Origin of the sequence: Motilibacter deserti, assembly GCF_011250635.1 — a bacterium.
Taxonomy (GTDB): domain Bacteria; phylum Actinomycetota; class Actinomycetes; order Motilibacterales; family Motilibacteraceae; genus Motilibacter_A; species Motilibacter_A deserti.
The window spans coordinates 46,381-62,925 of record NZ_JAANNP010000003.1 but is presented as its reverse complement, the minus strand read 5'-3'; the positions used below and the strand labels follow the sequence as shown (position 1 = coordinate 62,925).

Below are 16,545 nucleotides of genomic sequence, written 5' to 3'. Positions count from 1 at the left end.
GGGGATGTGCGCTTCCCCTTCGTGCAACACGGAGCGCCCCAATGGCCACCCCCGCGCACGTTGCGGTACCTCGGCGGTCACGGCGACGCTGACAGGCATCGGCAGCAGCCGCCAGACCGAGGAGGAGCCCGATGCCGCAGTACCTGTCCCCCGGCGTCTACATCGAGGAGACCGACGGCGGCAGCCGGCCGATCGAAGGGGTCGGCACCGCCGTCGCCGCCTTCATCGGCCTCACTGCGTCCGGGCCGGTCAACGTGCCGACGCTCGTGAGCAACTGGACCCAGTTCGTCGACAAGTTCACCGACAAGGCCGAGCTGCAGGACATCGAGGCCCGCCAGCGGCGCGGTGCGATCGACGAGCAGGAGGCCGAGCGGCTGAAGTCCAGGCTGCACCTGGACCCGTTCGAGCCGGGCGCCTACCTGCCGCACTCGGTCTTCGGCTACTTCATGAACGGCGGTGGCAACGCCTACATCGTGCGCGTCGGGGCCGACGGCTCGGACGGGGACCGCTCGCCGGCGCCGCCCGTGCCCCTGCAGGGCGACCTCCCGTCCGAGGGCGGAGCCGGCAAGGAGCCGCCGTACCGCGTGGTCGCGCTGCCCTCGGCGCCGACGGGGGCGGACCTGCGGGTCGAGGTTCGCCACCCCGCCCCGCCGCCCGACAACCCCGATGGCGCCCCGAAGGACGTCTTCGACCTCGTCGTGCTCCGCGGCGACCAGGTGGTGGAGGAGATCACCGGGCTGAGCACGAAGCGCGGCAAGCAGGGCGCCGCCAGCGCGGTGCGGGAGCGCTCGCGCCTCATCCAGCTCGAGGAGCGCGCCTCCGGTGCCGCGGTCGACCGGCCCGCCGCCGGCGTGGTCACGCTGTCCAAGGCGGCAGTGGTCCCGGCGCAGCGCGAGATCGCGCCGGACGACTTCGTGGGCGACGTGTCGAGCCGGACCGGCACCGGCGGCCTGGAGGCTATCGAAGACATCACCATGGTGTGCGCCCCCGACCTCAGCTCCGCGTACGACCACCAGCTCATCGACGCCGAGCAGTTCAAGGCGGTGCAGCAGGCTCTCATCACGCACTGCGAGCTCATGGGCGACCGCATGGCGATCCTGGACCCGCCGCCGAACCTCGACGCCCAGCAGGTCAAGACCTGGCGGGCCGAGGAGGCCGGCTACGACTCGAAGTACGCTGCGCTCTACTACCCGCGCATCAAGGTGATGGACCCCTCCAACGGGCATCCGATCATGCTCCCGCCCTCGGGCCACGTCGCGGGGCTCTGGGCGCGCACGGACGCCGAGCGCGGCGTGCACAAGGCCCCCGCCAACGACATCCTGCGCGGTGCGGTCGACCTCGAGCGCTCGCTCACGACGCGCGAGCACGACCTGCTCAACTCCCCCGGCATCAACTGCATCCGCGCGTTCCCCCGCCGCGGCATCCGGGTGTACGGGGCTCGCACGCTGACCAGCGACCCGGCCTGGCGCTACCTCAGCGTCCGCCGGCTCTTCAACTACCTCGAGAAGTCGATCCTGATGAACACCGACTGGGTCGTGTTCGAGCCGAACGACCGCACCCTGTGGGCGAAGATCCGGCGCACGATTGCGTCGTTCCTCGTGCTCGAGTGGCGCAAGGGAGCGTTGTTCGGGTCCACCCCGGCCGAGGCGTTCTTCGTCAAGTGCGACGACGAGACCAACCCCGCAGAGGCCATCGACGCCGGCGAGGTGCGCTGCGTCATCGGCGTCGCGCCGGTCAAGCCCGCCGAGTTCGTCATCTTCGAGCTCTCGCAGATGCAGGGCGGCGTGAGCCTCGTCGCCGAGTAGGCCAGCGCGCAACCCGACACGTCCGAAGGAGTGACCAGTGGGTCTCATCGACAAGTTCGACGCGGTGATCGGCACCTCGTTCGGCTTCACCATGGACCAGCACCAGGCCAAGGGCATCATGGAGATCAGCGGCCTGAAGCAGGAGCTCGACATGGTCGAGGTCAAGACGCAGACCGCCGACGGCAAGTACGTCGTCACCAAGATCCCGGCGCGCGCGAAGTCCGGGACGGTCACGCTGACCCGCGCGGTCACCGAGGACACGCAGTTCGCCGATTGGCTGAAGGAAGCGGCCGAGGGGAAGCTGCCGCGCGGCAACGCCGAGGTCGTCGTCTACGACACGATGCTCACGCCGGTCGTGCGCTACACCCTTCTCGACTGCCAGCCCGCCAGCCTCGAGATCGACGCCCTCAAAGCCGGTGACGCCAACGCCACCAAGGAGAAGCTGACCGTCCACCACGTCGGCATCCAGGTGGAGAAGGGATGAAGCGTGGCCTCGCCATGGCGCCGGCCGTTGCCGTCACGGCCGCGCCGGCGCCTGAGGTCCAGCCGCTGCGTACCGAATTCGACTTCGTGCTTCCGCGGGGGTACGTCGACGAGGACGGCACCGTGCACCGCGAGGGCACGATGCGGCTGGCGACGGCGCGCGACGAGCTGTCCCCGCTCTACGACGGGCGCGTGCGGGAGCGTCCGGAGTACCTCAGCGTCGTGCTGCTCGCGCGGGTCGTCACCCGCCTCGGCACGGTCGAGAAGATCACCGACTGGGTGATCGAGCACCTCTTCGCCTCGGACCTGGCCTTTCTGCAGGACCTCTACCGGCGGATCAACCAGGAAGGGCACACCAGGGCGGCGGTCACCTGCCCCGAGTGCACGCACGAGTTCGCCGTCGACATCGCCGCGGGCCGCCTGGGGGAATGACGACGTACGCGGTGGGCCGGCTGGACACGGAGATCGCGTACATCGCCTACCACTTCCACTGGTCCTACGAGGAGATCCTCGACCTCGAGCACCCGACCCGGCAGCGGTTCCTCGCGCAGATCGCCGACATCAACGAGCGCCTCAACGAGGAGAGGGAGTCCTGAGATGGAGCGCTGGAGGTGGAGGCGCGGAGCGCGTCGTGAGGCACTGGGCAGCGCGCCTCCGGCCGCCGCATCTCCTCCCGCAGCGATGCCTATACCCGCGTCATTGCAGGGCCTGCCGCCGCTGCAGCGCACGGCCGGCGCCTTCCCGCGCACCTTCAAGGTCGGGGCCGACGTCCGGGAGGACCTCGTGGCCCCGCGACCGACCCGCCTCAGCCGCGGCCTGGCGCACGCCGTTTCCCCTGCGGCGCCGAGCGGCCTCGTCGCCGGCCTGGCCCGGCCGGTCGTGGAGTGGCCGTCCGTCGCGCGGACCACTGAGCTTCCGTTCGTACGCCCGCCCGGCCCGCGCGGGGGCGCTGTCCCGGGTGGCCTCCCGTCGGCTCCAGGCCCGATCCCTGTGCCGGGCCGGTCGGCCGAGCCGAGCTCCCCCGCTGGGCCGAACTCGCTTCCCGTACCGGTCCGGCCCGACGCGCCGGTCCTGCCCGCGGTCCCCGTGCTGCGGCTGGCCACCGCACCGCTCGTCGCCGCCCCGGACCGTCCCGTCCACGCGCCCGCCGCCGTCGAGGAGCCGTGGCGAGCGGAGGCCCTGCCCCTGCACCGGCCGGTGGCGGCGCCTCCGGCCGCGACAGCAGCCGAGACGCCGTCGGCGGCTTCCGTCGAGAGCGCGGTCGAAGCGGCGCCTCCTCCCGCGGACGGGGACTCCCCCGGGCTTCCGCCGGCACCCGTATCCGGTCCAGCCAGGGCCGCTCCGGCTCTTCCACCTGCCGTCCCGTCAGGCGCGACGCCGGACGCGCCGCTGCCGCTGGCGCAGCCACCGGCGCCGCTGTCCGCGCCCGTCCAGCGCCTGACGGACGCTTCCGCGCCCCCGGCCTGGGAAAGCACCCGGCCACCGGGGCCGACCCCCGACCCTGTGACGACGGCGTCCCCGTCCGCGGAGGCGCCAGCGCCTCCGTCGCAGGCGGTGCCTGCGTCGCAGGCGGTGCCTCTGTCGCCCACGGCGCCTCTGTCGCCGACGGCGCCTGAGGCGTGGACGGTGCCTCCGGCGGGATCCCCGGCGGCGGTCCCGCCGCCGTCGGCGCCGTCCTCGGCGCAGCTGGCGGGGCAAGCTCCAGCGAGCCTCCCGCTGGCGCCGGTCGTGTCGCGCCTCCCGGCCGCGGACGCGTCGTCCTCGGCCGGGCCGTCGCTGGCGGAACCGTCTCCCGGGGCCGTGGGCCCAGTTGCCCCGCCTCCGCCCACCGCCGCGTCGGCCCCGGCTGGCGCCTCCGCAGCACAGGCGTCGCAGGCCGTGCCTGCCCCGGACGGACCGGCCCACCCGGCTGCCCCGGTCGATACGGCGGCTCCGGCCGACCCGATCGCCGCCACTGGTTCGACAGGGCTGCTCCTTCCGGGCCCTCCTTCGGCCGACGCTCCGCTGCCGACGCCCACGGCGCGGACGGGCGAGGCCCAGCCGACGCAGACGTCCGCTGCCGCTGACGCCCCGCTGTCTTCCGCGACCCCGCTCGTGCAGCGCCACGCGGCCCAGCCGCCGGCCGGACCGCCCGCGGAAGCAGGAACCACGCTTCCGCTGCCTCCGGCGGCCGCGGCCACCTCCTCCACAACGCCCGACGGGCTGGCTCCTCCCATCCAGCGCCGAGCGGTCCAGCGTGCGGCCTACACCTTCGCCCGGGCTCGGGCCGCCGCCGCCGCCACCGGACGAGTCGACGCGACCGCGAGCGCGCCGCAGCCCGCAGGTGCGCCGGTCCCTGACGCGCTAGCTACGCCGGCGTCGGAAGCGGTAGCCACGCCCGCCTCGGAGCCGGCGTCGGTGCCTGAGCCACTGCCGGTCGCGTCCCCGCCGGCCCCCGCCGCGCCCCACCTACCGGCCTCCGGCGCCGAGCGCGGGCCCGTCGACATCGCCTCCGTTCCCGACGCTCCGTCCGCGCCCTCCGGCACCGCCACGGCCCCAGAGCCGTTGGCACCCGCGCCCTCCGCCGAGACCGTGTCCCCCGGCACCGGTGTCGACACGGCCGCCGAGGGCGTCGACGCGGTCGCCGGCTCCACGACGCGCGCCGCCGGGCTGTCGCCGGGCGGGCTGACGTCGACGGACCTGGCGGTCACCGGTGCGGACATGCCCTCGGCCGGCACCCCCGCCGCCGGCCTACCCGTGAGCGGGCCCGTGGCCCAGCGGCTGTCGCTGCCCACGCCCCCCGGTGATCGGCGTCCCGCCGCGGCCGCGACGCACGCGTCGACGCCACGTACGCACCCGACCGCGGCCTCGGACCAGCCTCTGGACGCCCTTGCGCAGGCGCAACCGCCCGGGCCGGTTCCGCAAAGCTCCGATAAGCACACCACCACGCCGGCGCTTGTGCAGCGCGCTCCGGCCGCTCCGGTCCCCGAAGCCGCGCTCCGCCGGCCCGGCTCCGTCGTCGTGCAGCCGGCGCCCGCAGCTGACGCCCTCCTGCCGGCGTCCGCGCTCGGGGACGGAGCCTCCGCGGCTCCCAGTCTTACCGGAGGCAGCCCGGCCGCTGTCGGTGCGGCGCTGCAACGGCTGCCTCTGCTGGCCCGCCGACCATCGGTCCCTGAAAATCCCTCGTCTGCGCGGACCGCGGGAGCCGGCCCGACCCCGCCCGTCCCGGCTCCCACAGCGCCCGGTGAGACGTCCCCGTCCGCGGAGGGCTCCTCCGCCAGCGAGCAGGGCGCGCTGCCCATCGACACGGGCGACGTCGTCCACGCGGGTGGGGCACCGGCGCCGGAGGCGCTCGTAGCCCGCACGCCGGACGAGGCGGGGGTCTTGGTCCAGGGGGAGACCAGCTTGTCGACGGCCCCGCCGAGCGCGGACGACGTACGGGTGTCCGCGGAGCCACTGCTCGGGACTCGAGCACCGGCAGCCGGCCTGTCCGGCGACGAGGTTGCCGTGACCGGCTCCACGGCGGCGCTGACGCTGGCAGCCGGGCCACGACCGGCGGCTCCACCGCGTGCCAGCGGTGGACCCGGCCGCGACGACGCTTCTGTGCAGGCGGGGCCTGAGCTGACTCCCCTGCAGCAGCCGGCTCTGTCGGGGGTCGCGCCATCCTCCGCGGTGCAGCGCGCCATGACGGCAATCCGCCTACACCTGACGCAGCGCACCGCAGTCGGGCAGCGCAGCGCGCTCGTGCAGCGCATCACGCCGGCCTCCCCGACGAGCCCCCCGCTGCGCCTGCCCCCGACGCTCCTCGGCGCGGTGCATGTCCCTCCGCGACCGGCGCCGGACCGTGCGCCGTCGCCATCGCCCGAAGCAGGAGGCACGAACGGCAGTTCCGGGCACATGACAGCAGGGGCTGTGACGGTGCCGCCGCGCTCGTCGCCAGATGCACCGATCTCGTCGCTCGCTCCCGGCGTGCTCGTCCTCCGGCACGCGCTCGACGCGGCGCCTTCTGGGCAGGCGTACACCAGTCCGCAGACGAGCGGGACGCCGGGCGTCGCCACGACCTCGGGGGCCGGCGTGTGGTCGACGGCTCCCTCGCCCGCCGGCCACCCGGCGGGGCCTACCGGCGCCGCTGCACCGACTGCGGTAGGACCACTCGGGACGTTCGCGGGCGTCCAGTCGGCCGGGCGCCCGGCTCCCCTGCCGGTCCAGCCGCGCAGCGCCGGCCGCCTGACGCCCCTGACCGACCACCCTTGGGACGTCGTTCCCCCGGCGGCCCTCCCCGTCCAGGCGCATGACTCCCGTCTCCCGCTGCCCCTGGCCTCGCCTGCGCCCCGCACCGCCGCAGCCTCCGAGAGCGGGACGAGCACCGGACCGGACACGGGGACGACCACCGCGTACGCGATGGCGCCCGTCGCGGGAGCCGGGAGCGCCGTGCTCGCCACGGGTGTGGCACAGCGCGCCGCCGACGGGTCCCTGGAGTTCCCCGCCGCGCAGCCGCCGGCGTCGACGGCGACGGGCAGCACGGTCACCGACCCGCCTTCCGCTGCCCCGCCCGCAGGCGGCGGCGACACCGGCGACCTGGACGAGCTGGCCCGCAAGCTCTACGACCGCATCCGGTGGCGGCTGCGCACCGAGCTCCGGCTCGACCTGGAGCGGGCCGGGCGCGGAGCCGGGCTCCTGCGCTGACCCGCGTACCCCACGACACGGCCGAGGAGGAGAGGACGATGGCGGACGAGAAGACCGAGTACCCCGCAGTCGCGTACATGTTCTCGGTGGAGATCGACGGCCACAAGCTCGGGCTGTGGAACAGCTTCGAGGGGCTCGGGTGGGAGACGACGGTCGAGACCCGGGAGGAGGGCGGGAACAACTTCTTCGTCCACCAGCTGCCCGGCCGGCTGAAGTACCCGAACGTCAAGGTGGGGCGGCCCATCGGCCGCGACAGCTCCTTGGTGGCCGAATGGTTCGCGAGCCTCGCCACGGGCGTGACCCGCACGACCGCGCGGATCGCGGCGCTCGGGCCCGACGGCCAGGAAGTGGTGTCCTGGAGCCTCGACGGCGTCATCCCCGTCCGCTGGACCGGCCCCGGCTTCGGGGTGGAGAACCTGAAGGCCGCCAGCGAGACCCTGGAGCTGGCGCACCACGGCTTCATCGAGGCCGCGCACCCGGGACGGCGGGCCGGCTGATGGTGACGCACGCGCAGGAGAACCTGCTCAAGGCGACGCTGACGCTGCAGCAGCCGGGCAAGGACGGCGGCATTCGGGACATCGACACGTTCAGCTTTCCCTTCAACCCCAAGGAGTGGTCGATCACCCACGCCGCCGACTGGAAGGTCGAGACCACGAAGGCCGACGCACCACCGCCCGAGTTCAAAGGGCCGAAGCCGGCTTCGGCCACCGTCGAGATCTTCCTCGATGAGAGCGAGAAGCCGAACGGCGACATCTCGACATCAGTGGAGCGGCTGAAGAAGGCAGTTGCTCCCGAGCCGGGCACGGTCACCCTCAACCACCCGGTGGCGCCCTACGTGCTCTTCGAGTGGGGCAAGGCGATCCGCTTCCTCGGCTACGTCGAGTCCATCGCCGTGACCTACACCATGTTCCGCGGCGGAGGAGCCCCGATCCGCGGCAGCTGCAAGGTGACGATGAAGGAGTTCCCGAGCAACGCGGCGAACCAGAACCCGACCTCGGGCGGGGAGCCGGGCTACCGCACCCGCAGGGTGGTCGCCGGGGACACGCTCGCCTCCATCGCGTACGAGGAGTACGGGTCGCCCGCGCAATGGCGGGCGCTCGCCCGGGCCAACCGGATCGTCGACCCGTCCCGGGTCCCCAGTGGCGTGATGTTGCAGATCCCGCCGCCCAACTGGGAGCGGCCATGACGAACGTCCGGCAGCAGGCGGGGGCGACGTTCATGGTCACGATCGCGGGACGGCAGCTCCCCGACGACGTGAAGTCGCTGATGAGCTACGCCTTCGTCGAGGACAACCTGAACCTGCCCGACGCGTTCTACCTCTCCTTCCACGACCCGCAGCACGTCGTGATCGCGAAGACGCACGCGGAGGTCGCGGCGGAGGTCACCGTGGCCGTGCAGTCGGAGGTGCACCCCGGCGGAGAGCGCATCTTCAAGGGTGAGATCACCGCGCTCGAGGCCGAGCTCGAAGGGGGGCGCACGCGGACGGTGCTCCGTGGCTTCGACAAGGCGAACCGGCTCTACCGCGGGCGCCGCATCCGGGCGTTCAAGGACGTGACGTACGGCGACGTGGTGAAGCAGGTCGCCCGGGAGGCCGGCCTCGACGTCGGCCGGGTGGAGGAGCCACCCGGGGGGCCGACCGCTCACGTGACGCAGCCGAACGTCACCGACGCGGAGTTCCTGACAATGCTGGCGGGTGAAGTCGGCTTCGTCCTTCTCATGCAGGAGGGCAAGGTGAGCTTCTACGCGGCGCCGGAGTCCGGCGCCGCTCCGCGCCCCGGGACGCTCGACGACCGCAACCCGCTCCAGCTGATCCAGGGGGACAACCTCCTGCGGTTCAGCGCCGTGGTCACCTCCGACTCACAGGTCAAGGACGTCGAGGTGAGGGGCTGGGACATCCCCGCCAAGCGCGAGCTGATCGGCAGGGCGCTCGCGGCGACGTCCGTCGCCCAGGTGGGAACGTCCCCGGCCGCCCTGGCCCGGGCGTTCGGTGACCGCTCCTGCGTGTCGGTGGACGTGCCGTTCGGCAGCCAGGGCCAGGTGGACGCTGCGGCCAAGGCGCTCGCGGAGCAGATCGCGGGCACGCACGCGCAGTTCGAGGGGATCGCCCGGGGCAACCCGAAGCTCCGAGCGGGGGCAGCCGTCAGCCTCGGCCTCGCGGGCGAGCCGTTCGACGGCAAGTACACCCTGACGGTGACGCGGCACGTCTTCGACAACGGCGAGTACGTGACTCACTTCGCGTCGACGGGCCGGCACGAGCGCTCGTTGCAGGCCCTCACATCCGGCGGGACCTCGGCCTCGGTCGTCAGCCCGGCGTTCGTCTCCGCACCCATCCCCGGGGTCGTGAGCGCCGTCGTGACCGACGTCAAGGACGAGGACGGGATCTGCCAGGCGAAGGTCAAGGTCCCGCGCTATGACGACACGTTCGAGTCCGGGTGGCTGCGCGTCGTCCAGCCGGGCGCAGGCCCGGACCGCGGCGCGATCGTGCTTCCCGAGGTGAACGACGAGGTGCTCGTCGCCTTCGAGCAGGGCGACTCCCGGCGCGGCTACGTCCTGGGCGGCCTCTACAACGGCCAGGACAAGCCGAGCCCCGCGGCGTTCGACGGTGCGGTCGGCAGTGACGGGCTGGTGGCGCGGCGGTCGTTCACGTCGCGCAAGGGCCACTACTTCCTCATCGACGACACCGACGGCAGGGAGCACGTCGAGGTGGCGACGAAGGGGTCCCGCTTCTCGCTCAAGCTCGCCCAGGACGAGGGCGGCGGAGGCGTCCTCGTCGTGAGCGACGGCCTGGTGAAGGTCGACGCGCAGGGCGACATCACGATCGCCGGCAAGGGCAGGATCACCGTCGACGCGACCGGCGAGCTGGCCATGAAGGGCAGCAAGGTGACCATCACCGCCGACACCGACGTGCAGGTGAACGGGCTGAACGTGAAGCTCGCGGGCAGCGCCTCCGCGGAGATGACCGGCGCGCGGGCCAAGGTCGCCGGCTCCGCGAGCCTGGACCTCAACGGCGGCGCGACGGCGACCCTGTCCGGCGGCCTCGTCAAGATCAACTAGGAGTCAGCATGGGCGCGAACTTCGTCGGCTCGGGCATCGCCTTCCCGATGCGCGTGGACCCCACGGGCTCGGTGGCTCTGGTCTCCGACGACACCGAGATCCGGGAGAGCATCCGGCTGATCCTCGGGACCGCTCCCGGCGAGCGCCCCATGCGCCCGGAGTTCGGCTGCGGGATACACGACCTGGTCTTCGGGCCTGCGAACGCCGCGACGGCCGGCCGGGCGAGCTACGAGGTGCGCCGCGCACTGGACCGCTGGGAGCCCCGCATCGACGTCGAGGACGTCGACGTGGAGACGGTGAACCCGGAGATGGGCGTCATGCACGTGCGGATCCGCTACTCGATCCGGGGCACCAACGACCCGCGCAACCTGGTGTTCCCGTTCTACTCCATCCCCTCGGAGGAGTAGGACATGGCGCTGCCCGCCCCGCACCTGGACGACCGCGACTTCCAGTCGCTCGTCGACGACGCCAAGCGGCTCGTCCAGCAACGCTGCCCGGAGTGGACGGACCACAACGTCTCCGACCCGGGGGTCACGCTCATCGAGACGTTCGCCTACATGGTCGACCAGCTGCTCTGGAGGCTCAACCAGGTCCCCGACCGGTTGCAGGTGGCCTTCCTCGAGCTCCTCGGCGTGCAACTGGAGGCGCCGAAGGCGGCGCACGTCCCGGTCACGTTCGAGCTCTCGGCGCCGCAGCCGGGCACGGTCCCGGTGCCCGCCGGGACGCGGGTCGCGACCCGGCGGGGCGAAGAGGAGGCCGTCGTGTTCACCACCACGGGACTGCTGGAGATCATCGCGACCCGGCGGGCGTACGTCGTGACGCAGCCGGCCGGAGACAGCGTCGTGCAACGCACCGGGATGCTGGACGAGGGGCTCTCCTTCGACTGCTTCGCCCCTCTCCCGCAGCCCGGCGACTGCCTCTACATCGGCCTCTCGGACGCGGTGCCCGCGTGCCTGGTGACGGTGCGGTTCGGGTGCGAGCTCACCGCCGCGGGCGTCCTGCCCGAATACGCCCCCACGGTCTGGGAGGCGTGGGACGGCGCGACGTGGGCGGAGTGCGAGGTGATCTCCGACTCCACCGGTGCGCTCAACCTCGACGGGGACGTCGTGCTCACGGTCCCCGGTTCGCACCAGAGCTCCGTCGGGGAACTGGAACGGCTGGCGGCATGGCTGCGGTGCCGCGTGGTGCCGGCGGAGAACGGGCTGCGGGCGTACGAGCGCTCCCCGCGGATCAACCGAGTGACGGCGTTCACCATGGGCGGCACGGTCGACGCCGTGCACGCCGACGTCGTGCTGAACGAGGTCGTCGGCGTCTCGGACGGCGTCCCGGGCCAGCGCTTCCCGCTGCGGCACACGCCCGTCGTGCCCGGCCCGGGGCCGCGGGTGGTCGAGGTCGACACCGGTAGAGGCGTTCAGGAGTGGCAGGAGGTGGCATCGTTCGCCGCCAGCACGCAGGACTCCCACCACGTGATGGTCGACGCCGTCGCGGGTGAGCTGGTGTTCGGCCCCGCGGTCCGCAACCCGGACGGGAGCCTGCGCTGCTACGGCGGCGTCCCGCCGCAGGGCTCCGGCATCACGATCCGGGAGTACCTCTCCGGTGGGGGACGGAAGGGGAACATCGCTCGTCACGCGATCGACGTGCTGAAGGACTCGGTGCCCTACATCACGTCGGTGGACAACCGCATCGCGGCGCGCGGGGGCACGGATCCCGAGAGCGTGGACGAGGCGAAGGTCCGGGGCCCGATGGTGCTGCGGACGCGGCAGCGCGCCGTCACCGCCGAGGACTTCGAGAACCTGGCCAAGCAGGCGGCGCCGAACTCGGTCGCGCGCGCGCGCTGCGTCACCGCCGGCGAGGCGGGGGTGGCGCCCGGCTCGGTCCGGGTCCTGCTCGTGCCGGTCGCGCCCGAGGGCGAGCACGGCGGCCTGGAGTTCCAGGACCTCATCCCGGCACCGGACGTCGTGGCAGGCGTGCAGGAGTTCCTCGACGAGCGGCGGGTGGTCGGCACACGCGTCTCGGTCGAGCGGGCGACGTACGTCGGTGTGACCGTCGTCGCGACGATGCGGTCGACACCCGCGGCCGAGAGCACAATGGTCAGCGCGGCGAGCCTGCGGGCGCTCTACCGCTACCTCGACCCGCTGCGCGGCGGCCCGGACGGCCGTGGCTGGCCCTTCGGGCGGCCCGTGCTCGTGCACGAGATCGCGGCGGTGCTGCAACGCGTGCCCGGCGTCGACATCGTGGACGCGGTACGCCTGTTCCCCGTCGACCTCGCCAGCCAGCGGAGAGCCGGCCAGGTCGACCGCCTGGAGATCGGCACGCACGAACTCGTCTTCTCTTATCACCACCAGGTCAGGGTCTGAGGAGCCGGCATGCGCGGAGCGCTGGAGCTGGAGCAGCTCGTCCACGCGAGACCGGACGAGGACGGGGAGGCGTGCACCGTGCCGGTGTCTCCGCGTTCGATCGCCGCCCAGCTGCCGGGCCTCTACCAGGACGACGACTTCGCCCAACGCTTCGTGTCGGGGCTGGACCCCGTGCTCGCCCCGGTCTTCGTCGTCCTCGACTGCCTGGAGGCCTACTTCGACCCGGATCTGGCGCCGACGGACTTCCTCGCCTGGATCGCCGAGTGGGTGGGCGTCGACCCCGAGCGCATCCCCGACCCGGCCGGGCAGCGAGCGCTGATCCGGGAGACGGCCGCCCTGCTCAGCCAGCAGGGGATGCCCGCGGCGCTCGAACGCCAGCTGGCCCTGCACACCGGGACGGACGTGCAGCTGGTGGAGGGGACGGCGCCGTACGAGCTCGTGGTCCGGCTCGGGCGGCTGGACGGGAGCGTCGACCGGAGCGAGCTCGAGCACATGGTGTCGCGGCTCAAGCCCGCCCACCTCCTGCACCGGCTAGAGATCGCGACGGGCTGATGCCTCCGGGGCCGGCGCTGCGCGCAGGCGACACGGCGCTCTGCCCGCTCTTCGACGGGCCGAAGCCGCACGTCGGCGGCCCGATCACGCCCGCCGCGGCCGTACCGACCGTCCTCATCGGCGGGATGCCGGCCGCTGTCGCGAACGCGCTCCCGGGTGGGATCGTCTGCGTCTCCCCCGCCCCGAACGGCATCGCGATGGGAAGCATGACCGTCCTCATCGGCGGCTTTCCCGCCGCGCGGGTGGCGGACATGAGCACGCACGGCGCCCCGATCGTGCCGGGGCCGGGGTGCCCGACCGTGATCGTGGGGGGCTGAGGCCATGCAGCCGGACGGACCACCGTGCTGACGCGGGACGCAGCCGCGCCGGGCCCCGGGCAGGACGTGCAGCGCGCGCCGGCCGCTCCGGCGCGGGCCGAGCGCCCCGGGAACGGCCCGCGGTCCGCTCAGCTGCTCGCGCTGCAGCGCGCGGCCGGGAACGCCGCGGTGGCGGCTCTCGTGCAGCGCCGCACTGCGGGAGCGGGGCGTACGCCGCCGGCACCCGGAGCCGTCCCGCTCATGAGGCATGAGCCCGCAGCCGCGTCCCTCGCCGGCGAGCAGCGACCCGATGGTGCGGGGCAGGTAGGCGCCGGAACAGCTGTGCAGCGCGGGTTCTGGGACCGCGTGGGCGGCGCCATCAGCGGAGCGGCGAGCGCGGTCGGGCGTGGGATCAGCAGTGCCGCCGGCGCGGTGGCGGGGGCCGCGAAGGACCGGATCCTGGGCACGCTGGCGGGATGGGCACGCCGGATGCCCGGGTACGGCCTGCTCTGCGTCGTGCTCGGCCGTGACCCGGTGAGCGGGCAGGCCGTCGAGCGCACGGCCACCACTGTCATCGGGGCGATCGCCGGCCTGATCCCCGGCGGTGCTGCGATCGTGCAGAACCTGACCCAGTCCGGCGCGATCCAGCGCGCAGCGGACTGGCTGACCACGGCGTGGGGGCAGCTCGGCCTGACCTGGGACGCCATCCGCGGCTTGTTCTCGCGGGCTTGGGACGCTTTGACGCCGGGCGACATCCTCAACCCGGCCGGGGCCTGGGACAAGATCGCGGGCATCTTCGGCCCGCCGCTCGCACGGCTGCGCGACTTCGCGGTCGGCGCCGGCGGCAAGCTGCTGGAGTTCGTGTTCGAGGGCGTCCTGTCCATGGCCGGCGGAGCGGGCGACCAGGTCATGGCGATCGTGCGCCGCGCCGGCGGCGTGCTCACCACCATCGTCCGCAACCCCATCGGCTTCGCGGGCAACCTCGTCGCTGCGGTCCGCGGCGGCCTCGGCCACTTCCTGGCGAACATCGTCAGCCACCTGCAGACCGGCCTGTTCGGCTGGCTGACCGGCGCCCTGCGCGGCGCGGTCACCCTGCCCGCCCGCTTCGACCTGCGCGGCATCCTCAGCTTCGCGATGGAGATGCTCGGCCTCACCTGGGCCGCGATCCGCCCCCGCATCGCCCGCCTCATCGGCGAGCCCCGCCTGGCCCTGATCGAGCGCACGGTCGACTGGGTCCAGAGCGTCGTCACCGGCGGCCTCGGTGCCATCGCCGACCGCATCGCCAGCTTCGCCGGCGGCCTCGTCGACACCGTCCTCGGCGGCATCCGCGACTGGGTCGCCAACTCCGTCGTCGGTGCCGCCATCACGCGGCTGATCACGATGTTCAACCCGGCCGGCGCGATCATCCAGGCGATCCTCGCCGTCTACAACACGATCAAGTTCTTCATCGAACGCGCCCAGCAGCTCGGCGCCCTCGCCAACTCCGTCTTCGACTCGATCGCGGCGATCGCCAGCGGGAGCATCGGCAACGCCGTGAACGCCGTCGAGCAGGCCATGTCGCGGGCGTTGCCGGTCGTGCTGGGCTTCCTCGCCCGGTTGCTCGGGATCGGGGACGTCGCCACGCCTGTCCGCAACATCCTCGGACGGGTTCGGGGGGTGATCGACTCCGCGCTGGACCGGGTGGTGGGGTGGGTCGCGGGGTTGGCGCGACGGCTCACCGGAGCCGGCTCAGGAGGAAGCCCTAGGCATGGCACATCCGACAATAACCGACAGAAGGACCCGCGGCTTCGTGAATTGGTGGCGACAGATGTCGCCGAAGCATTACCAGAGGGCGTCCGCGACGAGGCAGTACAACCCGCAGTCCGGAGGATAATGCGGCAACGAGCTCCCCAGGGTTTAGACCTGCTCGAGGTGCGAACAGGAGCCGAGCCTGGGAAGTTCGACGTGTATATCGCCGCAAGCCCAGTGACCAAAGTTCGCAGCGTCAAGGTTGACCCTGCAGATGAGCAGGCGCGGCAACTCTTGACCGACCTCGGTAAGCCTTACGCGGAGTTCTCATTGAACATCGAGAGGAACGTAATCCTCTCGGGGTCATTCAAGTGGCCCAGCGGGCGGCCGACCGTCGGCTACGGCGAGACAGCCGCTCTGGCCGAGCTTCACACATCCACACGTGTGACCTCTTACGAGAAAAAGCTGAGCAGAAGCGAGACGACACACGCCGAGGATCTTGTGATCAGCGAGGTGAAGTCAACGTGGGCGAGCAGCACAGGACCGACTGCCGATGAGACAGCGCCCGGGGAAACGCAGCCCCGGGCTGTTCTGAGCCTTAAGGTGACGCGAAGTCCGTGCGCAAGGTGCGCCGAGCATCTGGGACAACTGCGGGCCTGGGCTCGATCACAGGGGTGGAGCTTGGGCATAGACGTGCAGTCGGAGGCCCTATACCACGGCGAGCAGGACGTCGAAGGGAGCGACGGGTCAATCACCACCTTACGGCATATGCGCAGCGGAGAGGCGGGGCTAGTTCGCTTGCGAGAATGGGGTATCACGATGAGGATTCTTTCGCCCGACGACCCCACCATACAGCAAGAACTTGGAAAGTTGTCCAACGAAGATCGCCTAGCCCTCCTTCACAAGTTGTCTCGGTACAACGAGAAACTGGACCAGGCGATCCAGAAGGTCAAGCGGCTTCCTATCGCACTGCGACCAGTTTGAGCGCCGCCTGCCAGTCCTACTCGGATAGGACCTCTAGAATCATCCTGGGTCCTGCAGCCAACCTGCGCACACGATCGCTAGGGTCGGCAAGGGATACGCGGGTCACCACTGCCAAGAAGTCAGTCCATTCGGTTTGTCGCACAATTCTCAGCGCAGCTACGCGAACTTCTTCGCGCACATCAGCCAAAGCCCGCACGGTAGCATTGAAGACGTTTTGGTCGAACCGATTAGGTGCAGTACACGCGAGCATATCCAGGGCGCGACACACGGTCACGGCTTCCTGTTCAAAGTCCAGAGAAGCCAGACACTGCTCGTTGTCGTAGCACGGGAACTCTTCTTCGATTGCCTTGCGAACCTCCAGCTCCCCGCTCGCCTCCACCTCCACGAATTGGACCTCCAGCAGTGCGTCATCCACGAAGACGACAGTGCCACTACCGTCCGCCAGCTGCCAAGTCCGCTCGAAGCGATCCTCTTCACTTGAATCACGCTCGGTCTGCGGTGCCCCCACCCATCCCCGCTCCTCGGCGAAAGCGGCGAAGATTTCATCACTCATCTCGAGAACAAAGGCAAGCCGCGTGGGCATTGCATTCCCCTCCAACGATAGTCGGGATACTACGCTGA

At 72.0% G+C, this 16,545-nt stretch carries 14 protein-coding genes; 13 read left to right on the top strand and 1 reads right to left on the bottom strand.

Annotated elements, in window-relative coordinates; translation table 11 throughout:
• Positions 1 to 131 precede the first annotated feature (131 nt).
• From G9H71_RS08460 to G9H71_RS08400, 13 genes are all read left to right on the top strand, one after another.
• Positions 132 to 1,805: a phage tail sheath family protein gene (locus G9H71_RS08460; protein ID WP_166280733.1), complete on the top strand. Its 1,674-nt coding sequence runs from the start codon at positions 132 to 134 to the stop codon at positions 1,803 to 1,805.
• A 37-nt stretch (positions 1,806 to 1,842) separates the two neighbouring features.
• Positions 1,843 to 2,289, top strand: a complete 447-nt coding sequence (locus G9H71_RS08455; RefSeq protein ID WP_166280731.1) for a phage tail protein — start codon at positions 1,843 to 1,845, stop codon at positions 2,287 to 2,289.
• A complete protein-coding gene (locus G9H71_RS08450; RefSeq protein ID WP_231134454.1) occupies positions 2,286 to 2,720 on the top strand; it encodes a hypothetical protein in 435 nt (144 codons plus the stop codon). Before G9H71_RS08455 ends, G9H71_RS08450 begins: the two co-directional genes overlap by 4 nt.
• Positions 2,717 to 2,884, top strand: a complete 168-nt coding sequence (locus G9H71_RS08445) for a DUF6760 family protein (protein ID WP_166280729.1) — start codon at positions 2,717 to 2,719, stop codon at positions 2,882 to 2,884. Before G9H71_RS08450 ends, G9H71_RS08445 begins: the two co-directional genes overlap by 4 nt.
• Before the next feature lie 3,352 nt (positions 2,885 to 6,236).
• Complete coding sequence (locus tag G9H71_RS23585; protein WP_231134453.1) at positions 6,237 to 6,953, top strand: hypothetical protein; 717 nt, start codon at positions 6,237 to 6,239, stop codon at positions 6,951 to 6,953.
• 38 nt (positions 6,954 to 6,991) lie between these two features.
• Entirely contained in the window at positions 6,992 to 7,450 is a 459-nt protein-coding gene (locus G9H71_RS08435) for a phage tail protein (RefSeq protein WP_166280725.1), read from the top strand.
• Positions 7,450 to 8,139 (top strand): CIS tube protein, encoded by a 690-nt coding sequence (locus tag G9H71_RS08430; RefSeq protein ID WP_166280723.1) that lies wholly within the window; start codon positions 7,450 to 7,452, stop codon positions 8,137 to 8,139. Before G9H71_RS08435 ends, G9H71_RS08430 begins: the two co-directional genes overlap by 1 nt.
• The gene (locus G9H71_RS08425; RefSeq protein WP_166280721.1) at positions 8,136 to 10,007 is read left to right on the top strand and encodes a VgrG-related protein; all 1,872 of its coding nucleotides are present in this window, start codon (positions 8,136 to 8,138) and stop codon (positions 10,005 to 10,007) included. The genes G9H71_RS08430 and G9H71_RS08425 overlap by 4 nt, the downstream gene beginning before the upstream one ends.
• Positions 10,008 to 10,015: 8 nt before the next feature.
• Complete coding sequence (locus G9H71_RS08420; RefSeq protein ID WP_166280719.1) at positions 10,016 to 10,414, top strand: GPW/gp25 family protein; 399 nt, start codon at positions 10,016 to 10,018, stop codon at positions 10,412 to 10,414.
• A 3-nt stretch (positions 10,415 to 10,417) separates the two neighbouring features.
• Positions 10,418 to 12,364 (top strand): putative baseplate assembly protein, encoded by a 1,947-nt coding sequence (locus G9H71_RS08415; RefSeq protein ID WP_166280717.1) that lies wholly within the window; start codon positions 10,418 to 10,420, stop codon positions 12,362 to 12,364.
• A 9-nt stretch (positions 12,365 to 12,373) separates the two neighbouring features.
• Positions 12,374 to 12,916 (top strand): phage tail protein, encoded by a 543-nt coding sequence (locus G9H71_RS08410; RefSeq protein ID WP_166280715.1) that lies wholly within the window; start codon positions 12,374 to 12,376, stop codon positions 12,914 to 12,916.
• Positions 12,916 to 13,233 carry a PAAR domain-containing protein gene (locus G9H71_RS08405; RefSeq protein ID WP_166280713.1) on the top strand — a complete coding sequence of 106 codons (318 nt, stop codon included), beginning with the start codon at positions 12,916 to 12,918 and terminating at the stop codon, positions 13,231 to 13,233. Before G9H71_RS08410 ends, G9H71_RS08405 begins: the two co-directional genes overlap by 1 nt.
• 321 nt (positions 13,234 to 13,554) lie before the next feature.
• On the top strand, positions 13,555 to 15,924 hold the full coding sequence (locus G9H71_RS08400) for a phage tail protein (protein WP_166280711.1): 2,370 nt from the start codon (positions 13,555 to 13,557) through the stop codon (positions 15,922 to 15,924).
• A 16-nt stretch (positions 15,925 to 15,940) separates the two neighbouring features.
• On the opposite strand, the gene G9H71_RS08395 is transcribed toward G9H71_RS08400, so the two are convergent.
• Positions 15,941 to 16,507 carry a hypothetical protein gene (locus G9H71_RS08395; RefSeq protein ID WP_166280709.1) on the bottom strand — a complete coding sequence of 189 codons (567 nt, stop codon included), beginning with the start codon at positions 16,505 to 16,507 and terminating at the stop codon, positions 15,941 to 15,943.
• Positions 16,508 to 16,545: the final 38 nt, after the last annotated feature.